Genomic DNA, 19,878 nt, shown 5'->3' with positions numbered 1-19,878 from the left:
GTCGGTCAGCGCCCGCGGCGCCAGACGACGAGGGACCCGGGCGCCTCTTGCTGCAGCAGGGCGGGCAGGCGGGAGGCCGGCAGCGGGGTGGGTCGGGCGGACAGGGCCTCGCGCAGGGCCTGCCGGGTGGCCTCGAGCTCGGCCTGCAGCTCGTGGTTGCGGTGCTCGAGCGCGAGCGCGTGGTGCTCGAGGTCCATGATCCGGCGCACGCCCTCGATCCCGATCCCGGAGCCCGTCAGCCGGGCGATCTCGCGGAGCTGGTCGATGTCGCGCCCCGAGTAGCGACGACCGCCACCGGCGGTGCGCTGCGGCGTGATGAGACCCATCCGCTCGTAGGTGCGGAGGGTCTGCGGGTGCAGGCCGGTCAGCTGGGCGGCCACGCTGATGACGTAGACGGCGGCCTCAGGTGGCGGTCCACCGGGCCGGTCCACGGGTGCGTCCATCATGGTCACGCCTTCTCGAACAGGTTGGCGCGGAGCGTAGTCTCCCCGACCGCCTCCCGGTAGGCCTCGAGGGCCTCGCGCGCCTCGGTGCCGAGCCGGGCGGGCACCTGCACCTCGACGGTGGCCAGCAGGTCGCCGTTCGTGCCGTCGGCCTTGCGGCCGCCGCGGCCACGGACCCGGAAGGTCCGGCCGTTCGGCGTCCCGGCGGGGATCTTGAGCGTCACCGGCGCGCCACCGATGGTGGGGATCTTGATCTCCGCGCCCAGCGCGGCCTCGTCGAACGAGACCGGCACCTCGAGGGTGAGGTTGTCGCCCTTGCGGCCGAAGAGGCGGTGGGACGAGACCTTGACCGTCACGTACAGGTCGCCGTGGGGACCGCCGTTCTCGCCCTTGGCGCCCTTGCCCTTCAGCCGGATCCGCTGACCGTCCTTGACGCCGGCGGGGATGCGGGCCTGCACGGAGCGGTCGGAGCGGCCACGGCCGGAGCCCTGGCAGGTGGGGCACGGCTCGTCGTACACGAGCTGGCGGCCGCCGCACGCCGGGCACGTCTCCGTCATCGCGAAGGCACCGCCCTGGCGGCCGGACACGAAGCCGGCGCCCTCGCACTCCGTGCAGATGTGCGGCCGGGTGCCGGGCTTGCCGCCGCTGCCCGAGCAGGTCGGGCACGCGGAGTCGCTGGACAGGCGAAGAGAGATGGTCACGCCGTCCAGGGCGTCGGTGAAGCCGATGGTCGCGGTCGTCTCGGCGTCCGCGCCCTTCGTGGGGCGCGCCCGGCCCGTCGTACGACGACCGCCGGTCTGGCCGAACAGGTCGCCGAAGACGTCGCCCATCCCGCCGGAGCCGGGCTGGCCGGCTCCCCCGCGACCGCCCCCGAAGAGGTCGGAGAGGTCGAAGCCCCCACCCTGACCACCGCTGGGGAACCCACCGAAGGCGGGCCCCGCCGCGCGCATCTCGTCGTACTCCTTGCGCTTGGCGGCGTCGCCGACGACGTCGTAGGCCTCCGCGACCTTCTTGAAGCGGTCGTGCTTGGCGGTGTCACCCGGGTTGGAGTCCGGGTGGTTCTCCCGCGCCAGCTTGCGGTAGGCCTTCTTGATGTCGGCGGACGTGGCGTCCTTGGCGACGCCGAGGACGGCGTAGAAGTCCTTGTTCAACCACTCGGCGTTCGCCACGGGACACCTCCCTCACAGGTGGGTTCAGGGTGTGCGGTCAGGGTGGGGGGTCGTGCTGTGCGTCCGGGCCGTGCTGCCGGTGCTCAGGCCGGGTCGACGACCAGGACCTGCGCGGCGCGGACGACGCGGTCCCCGATGCGGTAGCCGGCCTTCACGACCGTCTTCACCGAGGTGACCTCGACCTCCGGGTCGCCGCCCAGGTGGGACAGCGCCTCGTGGAGGTTGGGGTCGAAAGCGTCGCCGGGCTCGGCGAACCTGAGCAGGCCCTGCTGCGCCACGACGCGCTCGAGCTGGTCGGCGACGCTCTTGAAGCCGCCGTCCACCTCGCCGTGCTCGCGGGCCCGGTCGATGGTGTCGAGCACCTCGACGACCGGGGCGAGCACCTTGTACGTCGCGTTCTGCGCGAGCATCTCGCGGTCCCGCTCGACGCGGCGCTTGTAGTTGACGAACTCGGCCTGCAGGCGCTGCAGGTCCGCGGTGCGCTCCGCCAGCTCCATGCGGGTGACGGCCAGCTCGTCGCCGGCCGGGTCACCGGCCGAGGACTCGACGGTGTCGTCGGCGCCCTCGACCTCGTCGGCCGGGTCGCCCAGGTCACCGAGGTCGGCCGGGTCGGCCGAGACCTCGACCGGCTCCTCGGAGGAGCCGGCCGCGGTCGTCGGGTCGACCGGGTCGGGCTGCTGGTCGCCAGCCGTCACTTCGACTCACCCTCGGGCTTGTCGCCCTGCTCGGGCTCCTCGTCGACGATCTCGGCGTCCACCACGTCGTCGTCGGCCTCGCCGGTGGCGCCGGTGCTGCCACCCGCGGCGGCCTGGTCGGCCTCCGCGGCGGCGTACATCGCGGCACCCATCTTCTGGCTCGACTCGTTGAGCTTCGTGACGCCCGCGGAGAGCTCCTCGGCGGTGGCCTCGTCGTTCTCGAGCGTGGCCTTGAGGGCGTCGACGTCGGTCTGGACCTCGGTCTTGACCTCGTCGGGCAGCTTGTCCGCGTTGTCGGTGAGGAACTTCTCGGTCGTGTAGACGAGGCTGTCGGCCTGGTTGCGGGTCTCGACGGCCTCGCGACGCTTGGCGTCCTCCTCGGCGTACTGCTCGGCCTCCTTGACCATCCGGTCGATGTCGTCCTTGTTCAGGGCACTGCCGCCGGAGATCGTCATCGACTGCTCACGGCCCGAGGCGGTGTCCTTCGCGGACACGTGGACGATGCCGTTGGCGTCGATGTCGAAGGCGACCTCGATCTTCGGCACGCCGCGGGGCGCCGGGGGCAGACCGGTCAGCTCGAAGTTGCCGAGCGGCTGGTTCTGGTTCCACATCTGGCGCTCGCCCTGGGCGACCTTGATCTCGACCGAGGGCTGGTTGTCGTCGGCGGTGGTGAAGACCTCGGAGCGCTTGGTCGGGATGGTGGTGTTGCGCTCGATCAGGGTGGTCATGACGCCGCCCTTGGTCTCGATGCCGAGGCTCAGCGGGGTGACGTCGAGGAGCAGGACGTCCTTGACCTCGCCCTTGAGGACGCCGGCCTGGAGGGCGGCGCCGACGGCGACGACCTCGTCCGGGTTGACGCCCTTGTTGGGCTCCTTGCCGCCGAGCAGCTCCTTGACCAGGTCGGTGACGGCCGGCATGCGGGTCGAGCCGCCGACCATGACCACGTGGTCGATGTTGGCGACGGCGACGCCGCCGTCCTTCAGCACCTGCTGGAACGGGGTCTTGGTGCGCTCGAGCAGGTCGGAGGTGAGCTTCTGGAACTCCGAGCGGGTCAGGCGCTCCTCGAAGTGCAGCGGGCCGGACTCGCCGTGGGTGATGTACGGCAGGTGGATCGTGGTCTCGGACGAGGAGGACAGCTCGATCTTCGCCTTCTCGGCGGCCTCCTGGAGGCGCTGCTTGGCGATCTTGTCGGCCGCGAGGTCGACGCCGTTGTTGTCCTTGAACTTCTTGACCATCCACTCGACGACCCGGGAGTCCCAGTCGTCGCCGCCGAGGACGTTGTCGCCGGAGGTCGCCTTGACCTCGACGACGCCCTCGCCGATCTCGAGCAGGGACACGTCGAACGTGCCGCCACCGAGGTCGAAGACGAGGATGGTCTGGTCGTCGCCCTTGTCGAGGCCGTAGGCCAGCGCGGCCGCGGTCGGCTCGTTGACGATGCGGGACACGTTGAGGCCCGCGATCTCACCGGCCTCCTTGGTGGCCTGGCGCTGCGCGTCGGAGAAGTACGCCGGGACCGTGATCACCGCGTCGGTGACGGTCTCGCCGAGGTAGGCCTCCGCGTCGCGCTTCAGCTTCTGCAGCACGAACGCGCTGATCTGCTGGGGGTTGAACGACTTGTCGTCGATCTTCTCGCTCCAGTCGGTGCCCATGTGGCGCTTGACCGAGCGGATGGTGCGGTCGACGTTGGTGACCGCCTGACGCTTGGCGACCTCACCGACGAGCACCTCGCCGGACTTGCTGAACGCGACGACGGACGGCGTGGTCCGCGCGCCCTCGGCGTTCGCGATGACGGTGGGCTCGCCGCCCTCCAGGACGGCGACGACGGAGTTCGTCGTGCCGAGGTCGATACCGACCGCTCGTGCCATGGGGTCCTCCTGCTGATCGTGGGCTGTGCCGTGGTGGGCTCCCCGGTGCGGGAAGCGATGCCGCGAGTCTGACAGGAAACCTGAGTGGACTCAACTCAGGTTTGCTGCTGGGGTGTGTGACGCTCGTCGTGCGTCCGGGCGGAATGCCCGTCGTGCACGAGTTGTTCCCGCTCACATGACCGTTCCCACCGTGTCCCTGAACTCGCAGCACCCCATCCCGCAGCTCGGCTTCGGCGTCTTCCAGATCGAGCCGGCCGACACGGTGAAGGCCGTGCTCAACGCCTTCGAGGTCGGCTACCGCCACATCGACACCGCGCAGATGTACGGCAACGAGCACGAGGTCGGCCAGGCCATCCGCCAGTCCGGACTCCCGCGCGACGAGATCTTCGTGACCACCAAGCTCAACAACTCCAACCACCAGCCGGACGCCGTCCGCTCGTCGTTCGCGCAGTCCCTCGAGCTGCTCGGCCTCGACCGCGTCGACCTGTTCCTCATCCACTGGCCGCTCCCGACCCGCTACGGCGGCGACTACGTCGCCACCTGGCAGACCATGGCGGAGCTCGCCACCGCCGGGCAGGCCTCCTCGGTCGGCGTCAGCAACTTCCAGCCCGACCACCTGCGTCGCATCGTCGAGGAGACCGGCGTCGTCCCGGCCGTGAACCAGATCGAGGTGCACCCCTACTTCACGAACGAGGCGGCCCGCGAGGCCGGCGCCAAGCTCGGCGTGGCCACCGAGGCGTGGTCCCCGATCGCGCAGGGCGGCGTCCTCGACGACCCGACGATCACCGAGATCGCGAAGAAGCACGGCAAGTCGACCGCCCAGGTCACGCTGCGCTGGCACATCGAGCGGGGCGACATCATCTTCCCGAAGTCGGTGACCCCGGAGCGCATCCAGGCGAACTTCGACATCTTCGACTTCCGCCTGAGCCCCGACGAGGTCACCGCGATCAGCGCCCTCGACAAGGGCGAGGACGGCCGCACCGGCCCGAACCCGGACGTCTTCGACTACATCCCGGAGTGACCGCACCCGCGAGGCGCTGACGCGCTGCGCGACCGGCGCCACCCGTGTGCCACCGACGCCCTCGGCCCCCGGCCGGGGGCGTCGTCGCGTCCACGGTGGGCGGGTGGAGGAGCACGACGCGGGGCGAGGTGCCGGCCCTCGCTGCTGCCGGGTGACCTCGGGCTCGAGGTCGTCGAGCGGGAGCGGTTCGCGCTGGGCGTCGTCGAGCGGCTGGTCGCGCGTCGGTGAGACTGGGGTCCTCGCCACCCGACCCGACCCCAGGAGCGACATGACCGAGCCGACCGACGACCTCGCCACCCGCGCCGCAGCCGCACGCGAGCGGGTGCGGCACGCGCCCCCCGCCGACGCCCTGGCGCCCGGTGCGCGGGTCGTGGTCGACGTCCGCGAGCCCGACGAGTACGCCGCCGACCACCTGGACGGCGCCGTCAACATCCCGCTCGGCGAGCTCACCGACCGCGCGGCCGAGCTGGGCGACCCGGGCACCCCCGTCGTCACCTACTGCAACGGCGGCGGCCGCGGCTCCCTCGGCGCCGACACGCTCGGTCGGCTCGGCTGGACCGACGTCGTCAACCTCGACGGCGGCCTGCGGGGCGTGAGGTCGCAGGAGGGCTGAGGCGTGGAGCACGTCCTGCTCGGCGTCCTGCCGCTCGGGCTCGCGGCAGCCGTCAGCCCCGTGATGCTGACGGAGCAGACGGTCCTGATGGCCGGCCGGGGCGGCACCCGCCGGTCCTGGGCCTACGCCGTCGGCGCCCTCCTGGTCGCCGCGGCGTACGTCGGCGCCCTGGTGACGCTGGGCCGGTCGGTGTCGCTGCCCACCCTGCCGCGCGTCGACGGTGCCACCGACGTCCTGCTCGGCCTGCTCCTGGTGAGCGTCGCCGTGGCCGTGCACCGGTGGCCCCGGCGCGCACCACGGCCCCGCACGACGCGGCGGACCCCGCACCGCGGGGCGGCGGGGGCCTTCGCGTTCGGGGCGTTCTCGATGGTCACCGACGTCACCTCACTTGCCCTCACCGCCGCGGCGGCGAAGGACGTCGTCTCCGCGCGGCTCGGCGGTGGCGGGACCGTCGTCCTCGCGGCCCTGCTGGTCCTGCTCCTCGCCCTGCCCGCCTGGCTGCCGCCCACCCTGGCGGCGGCGGCACCTCGTCCGGCGGCTCGCGTCCTCGGCGCCGTCGAGGGGGTCTTCCGCCGTCACTCGCGCCGGATCCTCGTCGTGCTCGCCGCCGCCGGCGGCGTGTTCCTCGTGCTGCGTGGCCTGGTCCGCCTGGTCACAGGCTGAGGGTGCAGCCTGGGGGCGTGGCGGAGCAGACGGGCTCACAGGGCTCCCAGGGCTCGCAGGGCGGCGAGAGCGCGCTCACGGTGGTCGTCGCGTTCGCCGCGAACCTGCTGGTCGCGGTCGCGAAGTCGGTGGCGGCGGTGGTCACCGGCTCGGCGGCGATGGTCGCCGAGGCGGCGCACTCGTGGGCCGACACCGGCAACGAGGTGTTCCTCCTCGTCGGCACCCGGAAGGCCGCCAAGCCCGCCGACGAGACCCACGCCCTGGGCTACGGCCGCGTCGGCTACGTCTGGTCGATGTTCGCCGCGTTCGGCCTCTTCACCGTTGGCGCCGCCGTCTCGATCTGGCACGGCGTCCAGTCCCTGGTCTCCCCCGAGGCCGAGCCCTCGACCGCCCAGTACGGCTGGGCGTACGGCGTCCTCGCGGTCGCGTTCCTCCTGGAGGGCACCTCGTTCCTGCAGGCGTTCGGCCAGACCCGCCGCGGGGCGCGACGTCGCCGGCTGCACCCGGTGCGGTACGTCCGGGAGACCTCGGACCCGATGCTGCGGGCCGTCGTCCTCGAGGACTCCGCCGCCCTCGTCGGCATCGTCGTGGCCGCCGCGGCGATGGTGCTGCACCAGGTCACCGGCCAGGCGGCGTGGGACGCCGTCGGCTCCATCGTCGTGGGTGTGCTGCTGGCCCTGGTCGCGCTGTTCCTCATCGACCGCAACCTCGACCTGCTGACCGGGGAGGCCGTCACCCCGCTGGCCCGCCACCACGCCCTGACGCGGCTGCTCGACCACCCCGCCGTCGAGCGGGTGAGCTATCTGCGCATGGAGTGGGTCGGCGCCGAGAAGATCTTCCTCGTCGCGGCCGTCGACCTGGTCGGTGACGTCCCCGAGTCGGCCGCGGCGACGCAGCTGTGGGAGGTCGCCGACGCCCTGGAGCAGCACCCCGAGGTCGTCCGCGCCATCGTCACCCTCGCACGCCCCGACGACACCGCCTCGCTCACGCCCGAGCCCCTGCCGGAGTGGTACCGCGAGGAGGCGTGACGGCGTACGGCGCCGGCTCGGTCCCGGGGTCTCGTGGCTCGGCCGTGGCCGGCCTCGCACCTCGACCTCCGGGGATCCCGGTCAGGCGATGGTGACGGTGACCTCGTTCGAGGCCTCGTCGTTGCCGGTGTCGAGCACGCGGAACCGGTTCTCTCCGGTCTGCGAGGTGATGATGAAGGTGCTGAACGTCTCGCCGGTCACGCTGGCCGTGATGGGCTCCGTGCCGAACTGGACCCACTCGCCGCCCTCGAAGCGCTGCACGAGCAGGCTGGCGCCCTCGCCGCCGGGGTAGACGCCGGTCAGGTCGATCTGCTCGCCCGGGGAGACCTCGGACGACCCCGCCTGGAGGGAGATCTCCTCCTCCGGCTCCTCGGACTCCGACTCCTCCTCGGTGGGGGACGGCTCGTTGGTCGTCTCCTCGTCGGGCGGCCCGCCGGGGAGGGTGAACAGCGGACCGTCCGGGGGCTCGGTCTCCTCCGGGGAGGGCATCTCGAGCCGGGCACCGGGGCCCTCGCTGGAGCTCTGGGTGGCCGTGTCGTCGAGGCCCAGGAAGCGCGCCCCGAAGAAGGTCGCGCCACCGGCCACCAGGCCGACGACGAGGCCCACGGAGACCAGCGCGATCAGACCGGTCCAGATCGACCGCTTCTCGTCGTCCCGCACGTGCCTCGACACCCCACCCGTTGCTCGACGTCTGCCGGCCGCGCGGTCCGGCCCGCGCGGCGTACCTGTTCATTGTCGTGGAGTCGGCCAAGAATGGCCATCCGGCCTCCACAGGCGCCGGGAGGACCCGCTCGTCCACAGGCCCCGCGGCGGGCCCTGTCGCCGCGGCCAGCCCGTTCCTAGCGTCGGCCCATGACCACCACCCCGCTGTCGCGACCCCGTCCCCCCGCCCGCGCCGTGCGTCTCCCGAGCGGCTGGGTGTCCTTCGACCCCGCCTCGCCGCCGGACGACCTCGTCCCGGGGCTCCCCGCCGCAGTCGGCGTCCTCGCCGCGGTCACCCCCCGGCGGCTCCCCGCGTCCGGGAGCCGTCCCGCGCTCGTCCTGGCCCGCTCGTCGACGCCCACGGACGTCGACGCGTCCCTGCTCGACGAGGACGACCACTTCCTGGACGACGGGGGCCGGACGGTCCGCTACCGGCGGTGGCAGGCCGCCACCGACCTGCGGACCGTGTGCGAGTCGTGGGCCTGGGCCGCGGCGGACGGCACCGAGACCGCACTGCTCGCCGCCGTCGACATCGCGGACTACTCCTGCTTCACCGACGTCTTCGAGACCGTGGCGGAGTCGGTCGACCCCGAGGCGTTCTGAGGGCCCGGCCGCCGCGCGGTGGTGACTCCGGCACGGCGTCCGCTTGGATCGTGGGCATGCGGATCGTCCTGGCGTGCGACAAGTTCAAGGGCTCGCTGACCGCGGCCGAGGTGTGCATGGCGCTCGAGCGCGGCCTGCGCGCCGAGCGTCCCGACCTGGTCGTGGAGCGGGTGCCCGTCGCCGACGGCGGCGACGGGACGCTCGTGGCGGCGCTGGAGGCCGGGTTCACCCGCGTCCCCGTGAGGGTCACCGGGCCGACCGGCGAGCCCGTCGACACGGCGTACGCACGCTCGGGCGACGTGGCCGTGGTGGAGATGGCGGACGCGTCCGGCCTGTCGCGGCTGCCGTCCGGGCTCGAGCCCCTCACCGCCTCGCCGATCGGCACGGGCGAGCTCATGGCCGCCGCGATCGACGCGGGCTGCACCTCGCTGGTGCTCGGCGTCGGTGGCTCGAGCTCCACCGACGGGGGCGCCGGGCTGGTCGTCGGGCTCGGCGGCCGCGTCCTCGACGCGCAGGGCTCGCCCGTCCCCCTCGGCGGCGCCGGACTGGAGCGGGCCGCGTCGCTGGACCTCACCGCCCTGCGGTCGCGGCTGGACGGGGTGACGGTGACCGTGGCCAGCGACGTCGACAACCCGCTCTGCGGTCCGCGGGGGGCCGCGGCGGTCTACGGGCCCCAGAAGGGCGCCACGCCCGGCGACGTACGACGGCTCGACGCGGCGCTGTCCGGGTGGGCGGACCTCGTGGCCGCGGAGACCGGCCGCGACCTGCGTAGCTCGCCGGGCGCCGGGGCCGCCGGTGGCGCCGGCTTCGCCGCGATGAGCCTGCTCGGCGCCGACCTGCGCCCGGGCATCGAGACGATGCTGGAGCTCGCGGAGTTCGAGGCGCGGGTGGTCGGCGCCGACCTGGTCATCACCGGCGAGGGCTCCCTCGACGCCCAGTCGCTGCACGGCAAGGCCCCGGTCGGGGTGGCGTCGGCCGCCGCCCGGCACGGCGTCCCGGTCGTCGCCGTCTGCGGCGTCTCGACCCTCACCGAGGCCGAGCTCGCCGGAGCCGGCATCACCCGGGCCTGGGCCCTGTTCGACCTCGAGCCCGACCCAGCGCGCTCGATGGCCGAGGCGGCCCTGCTGCTCGAGCGCGTGGCCGCCCAGGTGGCGCTCACCCTCTAGGGCGTCGGCAGTTCGGGGTGCGATGCAACCGATCCGGTCCCCACGGCGTCTGAGTGGACATGGGGATCAGGTCCGCGGACACCTGGACACGTCGTACGGCGACGGTCGTCGCCCTGGCCTTCCCGGTGGTGGCCGGTGCGGTGGCGCTGGCCGCGTCGGCGACGTACGAGGCGCCGCCGCGGGACGACGGGCGCTCGCCGGGGTGGCAGACCATCGACCACCGTGGCCTCGACGTCGAGATCCCGGCCTCCTGGCACCGCGCCGACCTCGGCGGGTGCGAGTTCGAGTACGAGCACTGGACCGTCTCCGCGGACGACGCCTGCGGGCAGGGCCCCGGGGTGTCCTTCTACGCGTCGGCGACGTACGACGCCGCGCGCGGACCCGGCGTACGACCGGACCCTCCCGCCCCGGGCCCGCGCCGGTGGTCGGGGTACGAGGTCGCGGGTGACGTCGCCGTCTACGTCACCGCCGTGCACCGTGGGGTCGCGCAGCGTGTCCTGGCGTCCCTGGAGGCCGAGCCCGCCGTCGGGTAGGCATGGACCCATGAGCGACATCGGGGTCGTGCGGGGCAGCCAGGTCGAGATCGCCTACGAGCGGCACGGCGGACCGGGCGGGTGGCCCGTCGTCCTCCTGCACGGCTTCCCGTACGACCCCCGGTGCTACGACGGGGTCGCCCCGCTGCTGGCCGCGGCCGGCGCCGACGTGGTGGTGCCGTACCTCCGGGGCTACGGCCCCACCCGCTACGTGCACCTGGACGTCCTGCGCTCGGGCGCCCAGGCGGCCCTCGCCCAGGACCTGCGCGACCTCGTCACCGGGCTGGGCCTGGAGCGACCCCTGGTCGGCGGCTTCGACTGGGGCGGGCGCGCGGCGTGCGTCGCCTCGCTCCTGTGGCCCGACCTGGTCGGCGGGCTCGTCACCGTGGGCGGCTACAACGTCCACGACGTCGCCACGATGGCCACCACCCCCGCGGAGCCCGCGGTCGAGAGCCGCCTCTGGTACCAGTGGTACCTCCACTCCGAGCACGGCCGCCGCGGCCTCGACCGCTACCGCCGGGAGCTCGCCCGCCAGCTGTGGGACGAGTGGTCGCCGACCTGGTCACCGGGCGACGAGGTCTTCGCGCGGACGGCCGCCTCGTTCGACAACCCGGACTTCGTGGACACCGTCGTCCACTCCTACCGCCACCGCTACGCCCTCGTGCCCGGCCACCCCGACCACGAGCGGTCCGAGCGGACGATCGCGGCCCAGCCCCCGGTCGTGGTCCCGACCATCGTCGTCGACTCCACGGCCGACCCGATCGCACCGCCGTCGACGACCGCGGCCCACCGGGAGCACTTCACGCAGCTCGTCGAGCACCGGCTCGTCGAGGTCGGCCACAACCCGCCGCAGGAGGACCCCTCCGGGTTCGCCGACGCGGTGCTGACGTTGCGTCGGTACCTGGCCTGAGCCGGGCGCCTCACCCGGCGGTGAGGGGGCGGCCGGCGAGCCAGGTGGCGGCGACGAGGGGGACGCCGGGACGGTAGGCCAGGTGCAGGTACGACGGCGCGTCGAGGACGACGAGGTCGGCGCGCATCCCGGGCACCAGCGCGCCGACGTCCTCGCGCAGCAGCGCGTCGGCGCCCCGCTTCGTGGCGGCGTACGTCGCCTCGGCGGGGCTCATCCCCATGTCGCGCACGGCCATCGCGACGCAGAACGGGATCGACGAGGTGTAGCTCGAGCCCGGGTTGCAGTCGCTCGCCAGCGCCACGCGGACCCCGGCGTCGAGCAGGCGGCGGGCGTCGGGCCACGGCTGGCGCGTCGAGAACTCGACCCCGGGCAGCAGGGTCGCGACGGTGCCGGAGTCGGCGAGCGCGTCGACGTCCGCGTCGTCGAGGTAGGTGCAGTGGTCGACGGCGGCGAGGCCGAGCTCGCAGGCGAGCTGCACGCCGGGTCCGGGACCGAGCTGGTTCGCATGCAGGCGGCCCCGCAGCCCGGCCACCTCACCCGCCGCGAGGATCGCCCGTGCCTGGTCGGCGTCGAAGGCGCCGGTCTCGCAGAAGACGTCGATCCACCGGGCGTACGGCGCGCACGCCTCCAGCATCGGGCCGGTCACGATGTCGACATAGCGAGATGTCTCCACGTCCGCCGGGACGACGTGGGCGCCCAGGAAGGTGGTCTCCGGGGTGGCCCCGCGGGCGATGGCGAGCGACCGCGCCTCGTCGCGGACGGTGAGCCCGTAGCCGCTCTTGATCTCGACGGTCGTCGTGCCCTGCCGGCGCATCTCGGCGACGTGGCGCGTCACGGTGGCGGCGAGCTGCTCGTCGGTGGCGGCGCGGGTGGCGGCGACGGTGGTGCGGATCCCGCCGGCGGCGTACGGCGTCCCCGTCATGCGGGCCTCGAACTCCTGCGACCGGTCGCCGGCGAAGACGAGGTGGCTGTGGGAGTCCACGAACCCCGGCAGCACGGCCCGCCCGCCCAGGTCGTGGGCGAGGTCGGCGGCGGGCGCGTCGGCGGCCCGTCCGACCCAGGCCACGCGGCCGCCGTCCAGGACGACGGCGGCGTCGTGGACCAGGCCGAGCAGTCCGCCCTCGGTCGGGCCGGCGTCGGCCCGCGCCGGGTCGTTGGTGACGAGCTCGCCGATGCCGGTGAGCAGGGTGGTGGTCATCGCGGGTCCTCGCTGACGTCGGAGATGACGGCGGAGATCGCGGCCGCGAGCTCGCGGCCGAGGGCGGACCGGTCGGCCCGGCGGAACACGACGCGGCCGTCGACCACGGTGCGCAGGACGTCCTCGGCCGCGGCGGCGAAGACGGCGGTGCCGAGGTCGGCCCCGGTCCCCGCGGTGCGGACGCTCGCGTCGTCGAGGGTGACGAGGTCGGCGCGAGCGCCGACCTCGATCCGGCCGGCGTCGCCGAAGCCCAGGCTGGCGTGGCCGTCGGCGGTGGCGGCGGCGAGCAGGTCCGCGGCGGACCAGTGGCCGCGCCGCCCGGAGACCAGTCGCTCGTCGAGCTCGACGGCACGCGCCTCCTCGAGGAGGTCGATCACCGCGTGGCTGTCGGAGCCCAGCGTGAGTCGCGCGCCCGCCTCGCGCAGCGGCACCGAGGGTCCGACACCGTCGGCGAGGTCGCGCTCCGTGGTCGGGCAGAAGCAGGCGTGGGCGCGCGCGGCTCCGAGGGTGGCGACGTCGTCGTCGGTGAGGTGGGTGGCGTGGACGACGGACGTCCGCTCACCCAGCAGCCCCTCCCGCGCCGCCAGCCCCGTCGGGGTGAGGCCGGTCGCGGCGAGGCAGGCGTCGTTCTCGGCGGGCTGCTCCGAGAGGTGCAGGTGCAGCGGCCGGTGGTGCTCGGCGGCCCAGGCGGCGACCTCACCCATCTCCGCGGCGGGCACCGCCCGGACCGAGTGGACGGCGGCGCCGACGACCACGTCGTCCCGGTCGCCGACGGCGGCCTCAAGGGCGTCGACGCGGCGGCGCCACGCGGCGGCCGAGCCGTCGTCGTACCGGACCTGGGGGCCGCTCACCGGCTCGCCGAACCCGCCGGCGAGGTAGCAGGTGTCCAGCAGCGTGAGGCGTACGCCGGCCTGCCGGGCCGCCTCGACCAGGGCGAGGCCCATGGCGTTCGGCCCGCCGTCCTCGTCGTCGTACGGCGTCCCGTCGGGCCGGTGGTGCAGGTAGTGGAACTCCCCGACCGCCGTGATCCCCGCGGCGGCCATCTCCCGGTACGTCGCCCGCGCGAGCACCAGGTAGGTCTCCGGCGTGAGGCGGGCGGCGACGCCGTACATCTGCTCGCGCCAGGTCCAGAACGAGCCCTCGCCCCCGGTCGAGGCGGCGTGGGTGCGGCCACGGAGCGCGCGGTGGAAGGCGTGGGAGTGGGCGTTCGCGAGGCCGGGGATCGTCAGGCCCGGGACCTCCAGCGCGCGGCGGGGGCGGTCGGCGCCGGGGACGACCTCGGCGAACCGGCCGTCCTCGACGACGACGAGCACGTCGTCGGCCACGCCGTCGGGCAGCACCGCCCGCTGCAGGAGGTGGGCGGTCATGCGGTCAGCCGCTCCAGCGCGTCGGCGAGCGCCTCGACCCCGGCGAGGCAGTCCGCGGTCTCGGCGTGCTCGCCGGGCGCGTGGGAGACGCCGGAGGGGTTGCGGACGTGCAGCATCGCGGTCGGGATCCCCGCCTCCGCGAGCACGCCGGCGTCGTGACCGGCGCCGGTCGGGATCACCGGCAGGCCGCCCCCCTCGGCCACGGCGGCGTCGATGCGGGCGGTCAGGTGGGCGTCGAAATGGACGGGAGCGGTCACGGACTCCGCGGTGACCGTGACGGCGGTCCCGTCGCGGTCGGCCCGCTCCGTGGCCTGCCGCTCGACCGTCGCCACCAACGCCCGCACGGCCGCGTCGTCCGCTCCGCGGGCGTCCAGCCAGGCGCTGACCCGGCCGGGGACGGCGTTGACGCCGTTGGGGCTGACCTCGACGCGCCCGAAGGTCGCACGCAGGTCCGCGAGCCGCGCCTGCTTGTCCGCCGCGAGCGCCGTCATGGCGTAGGTGAGCATCGGGTTGCGCCGGTCCTCCATGCGCGTGGTGCCGGCGTGGTTGGCCTCCCCGGTGAAGTCGAACCGCCACCGCCCGTGCGGCCAGATCTGCGACCCCAGCGCGACCGGCACGTCGCGATGGACCAGGTCGCGGCCCTGCTCGACGTGCAGCTCGACGTACGCCGCGACGCCGGCGAGGACGTCGACGTCGTCGCCGCGCTCCAGCGGCGTCGGGTCGAGGCCGGCGGCGACGAGCGCGTCGGGCAGCACCACCCCGCCGCGGTCGACCAGCTCGCGCGCATCCGCCCACGACGCCGCGCCCACGGCCAGCCGCGAGCCGAGGCAGGCACGCCCGAAGCGGGAGCCCTCCTCCTCGACGAACGCCGCCACGCCGAGCGGCCGCGTGGGCGCGTGGCCCCGCTCGCGCAGCCGGTCGACGGCCGCGAACGCGCTCACCACGCCCAGCGGGCCGTCGTACGCGCCGCCGTCGAGGACGGAGTCGAGGTGGGAGCCGGTGAGGACGCCGTCGTCCGCGGGACCCTGCGCCAAGTCCCACCACGCGACCTGGTTGCCGAGCGCGTCGACGACGAGCCGGAGGCCCCGCGCGGTCGCCTGCTCGACGAACCACGAGCGCAGCTCGGTCTCGGCGGACGTCCACGGCTGGCGGAAGTAGCCGCCGCTCGCGGCGGACCGCCCGACCGGGGCGAGGTCGCGCCACATCTGCTCGAAGGTCATGATCCGCTCCCATGGAGTTCGCCGAGGTCGTCCGTCGTCGCCGCATGGTCCGCCGGTACGCCGAGCAGCCCGTCGACCCGGTCGTCCTCGACCGGGTGGTCGCCACCGCGCTGCGCGGGCCCAGCGCCGGCTTCACGCAGGGCACGTCGCTGCTGGTGCTCACGGAGCCGGACGGGGTCGCGGGCTTCTGGACCGCCACGGCCGAGCCCGGCGCGGCCGGCGGCTGGCTCGACGGGATGCGCGGCGCACCTGTCGTCGTGGTGGTGTGGGCCGACGAGGCGGCGTACCGCGACCGCTACGCCGAGGCCGACAAGGCCCGCGCCGACCAGTCCTTCGACGTCCCGTGGTGGCACGTGGACGCCGGCATGGCGGCGTTGCTGCTGCTGCAGGCCTGCGTCGACGAGGGGCTCGGGGCCTGCTTCTTCGGCGTGCCGGCGCGGTCGTGGGACGCGCTGCGGGCGGCGTACGGCGTCCCGGCGGGGCTGGTCCCGACGGGCGCGGTCACCGTGGGCCACCCGGCGGAGGTGGGGGCGTCCGGCTCCCCGACCCGCCGCGCGCGGCGCGACGCGGACGAGCTCGTCCACCGCGGGCGCTGGGGTCGCTGACACCCCGTCAGTCCACCGGTCCGGCGTACCCGGCGGCAACCGGGGGTGGCCGGGCGGGGTCTCGGATGCGAGACGGGGTCACGGTTGAGTACCGCCGCTCAGGCGACCCGGGGCGGCGCCGTACGACCATGGAGCCATGACGCTCGCCGCCCACCCCGCCACCCGCCCGTCCACCGCCCCGGGCCTGGCGTGGCGCCTGCCGGTCGCCCTGCTGGCGGGCTGCGTGATGAGCTGCACGGCGGTGGTCTTCGCCTATCTCGGCCTGTGGGGCTTCGGCCTGGCGGTCCAGGAGGGCGTCTCCCAGGGGTTCTTGCTGGCCTATGGCGCCGGGCTCGTGATGCTGCTGATCGTCGTCCTCGTCGGATCCGCCCTGGTGTGGCGTGCCCTCCTGGGCCGGGCCTGGTGGCTCGGGCTCCCCACGGTCGCCCTCGGCCCCCTGGTCCTCGCGGCGCAGGTCGGCCTGCTGTGAGCCCCGAGGTCCCCGCGGGCGTGGGGACCCGGCTGGCGGTCGGCCTCGTGGTCCTCGCCACCGTGGCCGCCGTGCTCCTCGCGGCGACGCTCGGGACCTTCTTCGTCGGGTACGCCGCCGGCACCGCCTGCACCCCCGACGGCGAGGGTCCGCCGTGCGCGCGCACCACCGTGCTGCCCTGGACCAACGTCGGGCTCCAGGTCGTGCTGCTGGCCGCGAGCCTGGCGTGGAGCCAGGCCCTGCGCCGGCGAGCGGCCTCCGGTGGCGGCGCGGTCGGGTTCACCCTCGCGGTGGGCCTCGGCACCGCCGTGCTGGCCGCCGTCGTCGTCGGGCTCCTGATGGCGGTCGCCGACGTCTGAGCGATCCCTCCGGCGGCCTCGTACGCTGGGGGCGAGGTGATGGCGATGAGCGAGCAGCCCGACCGAGAGCGCGACCCGCGCACCGGGAAGGCCGCGGCCGCGCTGCGGATCCAGCACCAGACCTCCTGGGTGGACCTCCAGATCCGCAAGGCGCAGGAACGCGGCGACTTCGACGACCTGCCCGGGTCCGGCAAGCCGCTGGACGAGCTGATCGGACGCGGCGACGACCCGGACTGGTGGGTCAAGCGACTGATCGAGCGCGAGAAGATCACCGGCGTCCTGCCGCCCGCGCTGCAGCTCCGCAAGGACGACGCCGTGCTCGACGAGCGGCTGGACGCGCTGACCGCGGAGTCCGAGGTCCGCCGCGAGGTCACCGAGTTCAACGCCCGGATCAAGCACGCCCTGCTGACCAACCTCGGCGGGCCGCCGGTCATCACCGCACGTCGCGACGTCGAGGCCGAGGTCCAGGCGTGGCACGCCCGCCGTCGCGCCCGGGCACTCGAGCAGGCCGCCGTACGCCGGACCGCCCCGGAGCCGACCGGGGAGCCGCGTCGCCGCTGGTGGGCCCGCTCGCGCCGCGCCGGCTGAGCGCGGTCCCGGGCACGAAGGACAGGAGAGATCACCCGAGGGAGGCCGTCCGGGGCCTGATCGGGGTCATCTCTCCTGTCCTCCGCGCAGCCGCCCGGCCCGGCCCGCTCGTCACGTGCCATGCGTCACATCGCCGGGGGGCTACTTCCGAGTAGGTTGCGGCCCATGCGACCTGCTCGTGACTTCTTCACGCCCCTCGCCGTCGGAGCCCCGCAGCCGCTGCGGGAGATCCCGCCCCGCCCGAGCCGCGCGATCCACTTCTTCGACCCGTCCAACGAGAAGATGGCGGGCAAGGTCCCCGGCATGGTCGGCACCGTCGACGTGCTGCTCGGCAACCTCGAGGACGCCGTCAAGGCCGCCAACAAGGAGGCCGCCCGCGAGGGTCTCGTACGGATCGCGCAGGAGACCGACTTCGGCAACACCCAGCTCTGGACCCGGATCAACGCGCTCGACTCGCCCTGGGTGCTCGACGACCTGACCCGGCTGGTCACGGCGATCGGCGACCGACTCGACGTGATCATGGTCCCGAAGGTGCAGGGCGCCGAGGACATCCACTACGTCGACCGTCTGCTGGCCCAGCTCGAGGCGAAGGCCGGGCTGGAGAAGCCGCTCATGGTCCACGCGATCCTCGAGACCGCCCGCGGCATGGCGAACGTCGAGGAGATCTGCGGCGCCAGCCCCCGCATGCAGGGCCTCTCCCTCGGCCCCGCCGACCTCGCCGCGGACCGCCGCATGAAGACCACCCGCGTCGGCGGCGGCCACCCCGGCTACCTCGTCCGCCAGGACCCCACGGACGGCAGCGCGGAGGCGATCGCGGCCGAGCGGACGTCGTACCAGCAGGACCTCTGGCACTACACGATCGCGCGGATGGTCGACGCCTGCGCGATGCACGGCATGTCGGCGTACTACGGGCCGTTCGGCGACATCGCCGACACCGTCGCGTGCGAGGACCAGTTCCGCAACGCCTTCCTCCTCGGCTGCGTCGGCGCCTGGTCGCTGCACCCCAAGCAGATCGAGATCGCCCACCGCGTCTTCAGCCCCAGCCCGGAGGACGTCGCCCACGCGCGGCGCGTCGTCGAGGCGATGGGCGACGGCACCGGGGCGGTGATGCTCGACGGCAAGATGGAGGACGACGCCTCCCTCAAGCAGTGCCTGGTGATGGTCGACCTCGCCGAGCAGCTCGCCGCCGCCGACCCGGCGCTGGCCGAGCGGTACGCCGCGGCCGAGAAGGAGGCCTCCGCATGAGCGACTTCACCCCCCTGCGCTCGGTGCTCTACATGCCGAGCTCCAACGCCCGGGCGCTGGAGAAGGCGAAGACGATCGACTGCGACGCGCTGATCCTCGACCTCGAGGATGCCGTCGCCCCCGACGCCAAGGCCGACGCCCGGGAGGCCGCGTGCGCCGCGGCCGCCTCGGGCGAGTACGGCCGCCGCACCCTCACCATCCGCGTGAACTCGATCGGCACCGAGTGGCACGACGCCGACCTCGCCGCGGCCGCGCAGGCCGGCCCCGACGGGATCGTCGTCCCGAAGGTCGGCTCGGTCGAGGAGGTGCAGGCGCTGGTCGCCGCGATGGAGGCGGCCGGAGCCCCGGACCACACGAAGCTCTGGGCGATGATCGAGACCCCCGACGGCATCCTCGACACCCGCGCCATCGCCCGCGCCTCCGACCGGCTGACGGTCTTCGTGCTCGGCACGAACGACATCGTCAAGGAGCTGTACGCCGAGCACGTGCCGGGCCGCTGGAACATCCTGCCGTCGCTGCACCAGGTGCTCCTCGCCGCGCGGGCCGCGGGCGTCGAGGTCGTCGACGGCGTCTACAACGACGTCAAGGACACCGAGGGCTTCCTCGCCGAGTGCGACCAGGGCCGGCGGATGGGCTTCGACGGCAAGACGCTGATCCACCCCGGCCAGGTCGAGGGCGCCAACAGCGCCTTCTCCCCGTCCGACGCCGCGATCGAGGACGCCGAGGGGCTCATCGCCGCCTTCGAGGAGGCGGGTTCCGGCGTGGCGACGTACAACGGCCGCATGGTGGAGCAGCTCCACGTCGACACCGCTCGTCGCACCCTCGCGATCGCCGAGGCGATCCGCGCGCTGGAGGCCTGAGGTCGGTCTCAGTCCAGCGGGCGCAGCTCGTCGGCGTACGAGACGGACCAGCGGCGCATGACGCCGTCGTCGCTGATGGAGTACTGACCCATCCGCCACAGCGGCGGCGAGTAGGCGTGGATCGAGACCGACCCGTCGACGGCGCCGACCATGCGGTGGATGTGGTCGGGGCCGAAGGAGAACGACGCGCCGGCGACGGCGGTGCGCTCCTCGGCCTCGCCGCCGAGGCGGGGCTTGGACTCCGTGACGGCGCCGCGGGTCACGGCGACCGCGCCGGACGAGGTGTCGTGGTCGTGCCAGCCGGTGTCGTCGACGGTGTTCCAGCACAGGAGCCACACGTCGACGTGGGCGTCGCGGAACAGCGAGACGTAGTGACGCCCGCCGGTGTCGTGGCGGGCGTGCTCCGCCCAGGCCTCTGGCCGGCCGGCGAGGTCGGTGACGAGCGCCTCCAGCTCGGCCGGGTCCAGGACGCGGGCGGGGACGTCGGGCAGCTCCTCGGGGGCGAGCACCGTTCCGGTGGTCGCGGCGCCGGGGGAAGTCGGAGCCAGGGTCATCT

23 protein-coding genes are annotated in these 19,878 nt (G+C 74.2%); 14 read left to right on the top strand and 9 right to left on the bottom strand.

Annotation, left to right across the window (positions count from 1 at the left end):
- Positions 1-5: 5 nt before the first annotated feature.
- The 4 genes from Q0858_RS11275 to dnaK all read right to left on the bottom strand — a co-directional run bounded on the left by Q0858_RS11275 (position 6) and on the right by dnaK (position 4,172).
- Positions 6-443, bottom strand: coding sequence for a helix-turn-helix transcriptional regulator (locus Q0858_RS11275; protein WP_299054543.1), 438 nt, complete (start codon positions 441-443; stop codon positions 6-8).
- Between the two features lie 5 nt (positions 444-448).
- On the bottom strand, positions 449-1,612 hold the full coding sequence (dnaJ, locus tag Q0858_RS11270) for a molecular chaperone DnaJ (RefSeq protein WP_299054091.1): 1,164 nt from the start codon (positions 1,610-1,612) through the stop codon (positions 449-451).
- Positions 1,613-1,695: 83 nt separating this feature from the next.
- Complete coding sequence (grpE, locus tag Q0858_RS11265; protein ID WP_299054087.1) at positions 1,696-2,307, bottom strand: nucleotide exchange factor GrpE; 612 nt, start codon at positions 2,305-2,307, stop codon at positions 1,696-1,698.
- Positions 2,304-4,172, bottom strand: a complete 1,869-nt coding sequence (gene dnaK, locus Q0858_RS11260) for a molecular chaperone DnaK (protein WP_299054084.1) — start codon at positions 4,170-4,172, stop codon at positions 2,304-2,306. The genes grpE and dnaK overlap by 4 nt, the downstream gene beginning before the upstream one ends.
- A gap of 190 nt (positions 4,173-4,362) precedes the next feature.
- Here dnaK and Q0858_RS11255 point away from each other — a divergent pair, with 190 nt between their 5' ends.
- The 4 genes from Q0858_RS11255 to Q0858_RS11240 all read left to right on the top strand — a co-directional run bounded on the left by Q0858_RS11255 (position 4,363) and on the right by Q0858_RS11240 (position 7,497).
- Positions 4,363-5,193: an aldo/keto reductase gene (locus tag Q0858_RS11255; RefSeq protein WP_366916008.1), complete on the top strand. Its 831-nt coding sequence runs from the start codon at positions 4,363-4,365 to the stop codon at positions 5,191-5,193.
- A 268-nt stretch (positions 5,194-5,461) separates the two neighbouring features.
- Complete coding sequence (locus tag Q0858_RS11250) at positions 5,462-5,806, top strand: rhodanese-like domain-containing protein (protein ID WP_299054078.1); 345 nt, start codon at positions 5,462-5,464, stop codon at positions 5,804-5,806.
- Positions 5,807-5,809: 3 nt separating this feature from the next.
- Positions 5,810-6,469, top strand: a complete 660-nt coding sequence (locus Q0858_RS11245; protein ID WP_299054075.1) for a GAP family protein — start codon at positions 5,810-5,812, stop codon at positions 6,467-6,469.
- Positions 6,470-6,486: 17 nt separating this feature from the next.
- Positions 6,487-7,497: a cation diffusion facilitator family transporter gene (locus tag Q0858_RS11240; RefSeq protein ID WP_299054073.1), complete on the top strand. Its 1,011-nt coding sequence runs from the start codon at positions 6,487-6,489 to the stop codon at positions 7,495-7,497.
- Between the two features lie 81 nt (positions 7,498-7,578).
- Here the strand turns inward: Q0858_RS11240 and Q0858_RS11235 are convergent, their stop codons facing one another.
- Entirely contained in the window at positions 7,579-8,169 is a 591-nt protein-coding gene (locus Q0858_RS11235) for a hypothetical protein (RefSeq protein ID WP_299054070.1), read from the bottom strand.
- A 180-nt stretch (positions 8,170-8,349) separates the two neighbouring features.
- Here Q0858_RS11235 and Q0858_RS11230 point away from each other — a divergent pair, with 180 nt between their 5' ends.
- Genes Q0858_RS11230 through Q0858_RS11215 form a run of 4 tightly spaced genes read left to right on the top strand, consistent with a single transcriptional unit; the run spans position 8,350 to position 11,411 of the window.
- A complete protein-coding gene (locus tag Q0858_RS11230) occupies positions 8,350-8,802 on the top strand; it encodes a hypothetical protein (protein ID WP_299054067.1) in 453 nt (150 codons plus the stop codon).
- 56 nt (positions 8,803-8,858) lie between these two features.
- Positions 8,859-9,968, top strand: a complete 1,110-nt coding sequence (locus Q0858_RS11225) for a glycerate kinase (protein WP_299054064.1) — start codon at positions 8,859-8,861, stop codon at positions 9,966-9,968.
- A gap of 59 nt (positions 9,969-10,027) precedes the next feature.
- Positions 10,028-10,501, top strand: coding sequence for a hypothetical protein (locus tag Q0858_RS11220; protein WP_299054061.1), 474 nt, complete (start codon positions 10,028-10,030; stop codon positions 10,499-10,501).
- Between the two features lie 10 nt (positions 10,502-10,511).
- Positions 10,512-11,411 (top strand): alpha/beta hydrolase, encoded by a 900-nt coding sequence (locus Q0858_RS11215; RefSeq protein WP_299054058.1) that lies wholly within the window; start codon positions 10,512-10,514, stop codon positions 11,409-11,411.
- Between the two features lie 10 nt (positions 11,412-11,421).
- Here Q0858_RS11215 and hutI read toward each other — a convergent pair whose 3' ends face one another.
- Genes hutI through Q0858_RS11200 form a run of 3 tightly spaced genes read right to left on the bottom strand, consistent with a single transcriptional unit; the run spans position 11,422 to position 15,196 of the window.
- Positions 11,422-12,609, bottom strand: a complete 1,188-nt coding sequence (hutI, locus tag Q0858_RS11210; RefSeq protein WP_299054055.1) for an imidazolonepropionase — start codon at positions 12,607-12,609, stop codon at positions 11,422-11,424.
- Positions 12,606-13,976, bottom strand: a complete 1,371-nt coding sequence (locus Q0858_RS11205; protein WP_299054052.1) for a formimidoylglutamate deiminase — start codon at positions 13,974-13,976, stop codon at positions 12,606-12,608. The genes hutI and Q0858_RS11205 overlap by 4 nt, the downstream gene beginning before the upstream one ends.
- Entirely contained in the window at positions 13,973-15,196 is a 1,224-nt protein-coding gene (locus Q0858_RS11200; protein ID WP_299054049.1) for an allantoate amidohydrolase, read from the bottom strand. The genes Q0858_RS11205 and Q0858_RS11200 overlap by 4 nt, the downstream gene beginning before the upstream one ends.
- Before the next feature lie 11 nt (positions 15,197-15,207).
- On the opposite strand from Q0858_RS11200, the gene Q0858_RS11195 reads away from it, so the two are divergent.
- From Q0858_RS11195 to Q0858_RS11170, 6 genes are all read left to right on the top strand, one after another.
- Positions 15,208-15,801, top strand: coding sequence for a nitroreductase family protein (locus tag Q0858_RS11195; protein WP_299054046.1), 594 nt, complete (start codon positions 15,208-15,210; stop codon positions 15,799-15,801).
- Positions 15,802-15,937: 136 nt separating this feature from the next.
- Positions 15,938-16,270, top strand: a complete 333-nt coding sequence (locus tag Q0858_RS11190) for a hypothetical protein (RefSeq protein WP_299054043.1) — start codon at positions 15,938-15,940, stop codon at positions 16,268-16,270.
- Positions 16,267-16,629 carry a hypothetical protein gene (locus Q0858_RS11185; protein WP_299054040.1) on the top strand — a complete coding sequence of 121 codons (363 nt, stop codon included), beginning with the start codon at positions 16,267-16,269 and terminating at the stop codon, positions 16,627-16,629. Before Q0858_RS11190 ends, Q0858_RS11185 begins: the two co-directional genes overlap by 4 nt.
- A gap of 45 nt (positions 16,630-16,674) precedes the next feature.
- A complete protein-coding gene (locus tag Q0858_RS11180) occupies positions 16,675-17,217 on the top strand; it encodes a DUF1992 domain-containing protein (protein WP_299054037.1) in 543 nt (180 codons plus the stop codon).
- A gap of 165 nt (positions 17,218-17,382) precedes the next feature.
- A complete protein-coding gene (locus Q0858_RS11175; protein ID WP_299054034.1) occupies positions 17,383-18,462 on the top strand; it encodes a CoA ester lyase in 1,080 nt (359 codons plus the stop codon).
- A complete protein-coding gene (locus Q0858_RS11170; protein ID WP_299054031.1) occupies positions 18,459-19,322 on the top strand; it encodes a CoA ester lyase in 864 nt (287 codons plus the stop codon). Before Q0858_RS11175 ends, Q0858_RS11170 begins: the two co-directional genes overlap by 4 nt.
- 8 nt (positions 19,323-19,330) lie before the next feature.
- On the opposite strand, the gene Q0858_RS11165 is transcribed toward Q0858_RS11170, so the two are convergent.
- Entirely contained in the window at positions 19,331-19,876 is a 546-nt protein-coding gene (locus Q0858_RS11165) for a cysteine dioxygenase family protein (RefSeq protein ID WP_299054028.1), read from the bottom strand.
- Positions 19,877-19,878 lie beyond the last annotated feature (2 nt).

The organism is uncultured Nocardioides sp., assembly GCF_947489365.1.
In the GTDB taxonomy this organism is placed as follows: Bacteria; Actinomycetota; Actinomycetes; order Propionibacteriales; family Nocardioidaceae; genus Nocardioides.
Note: the sequence above shows the minus strand (reverse complement) of the source record. Positions and strands in the feature narration are given on the sequence as shown.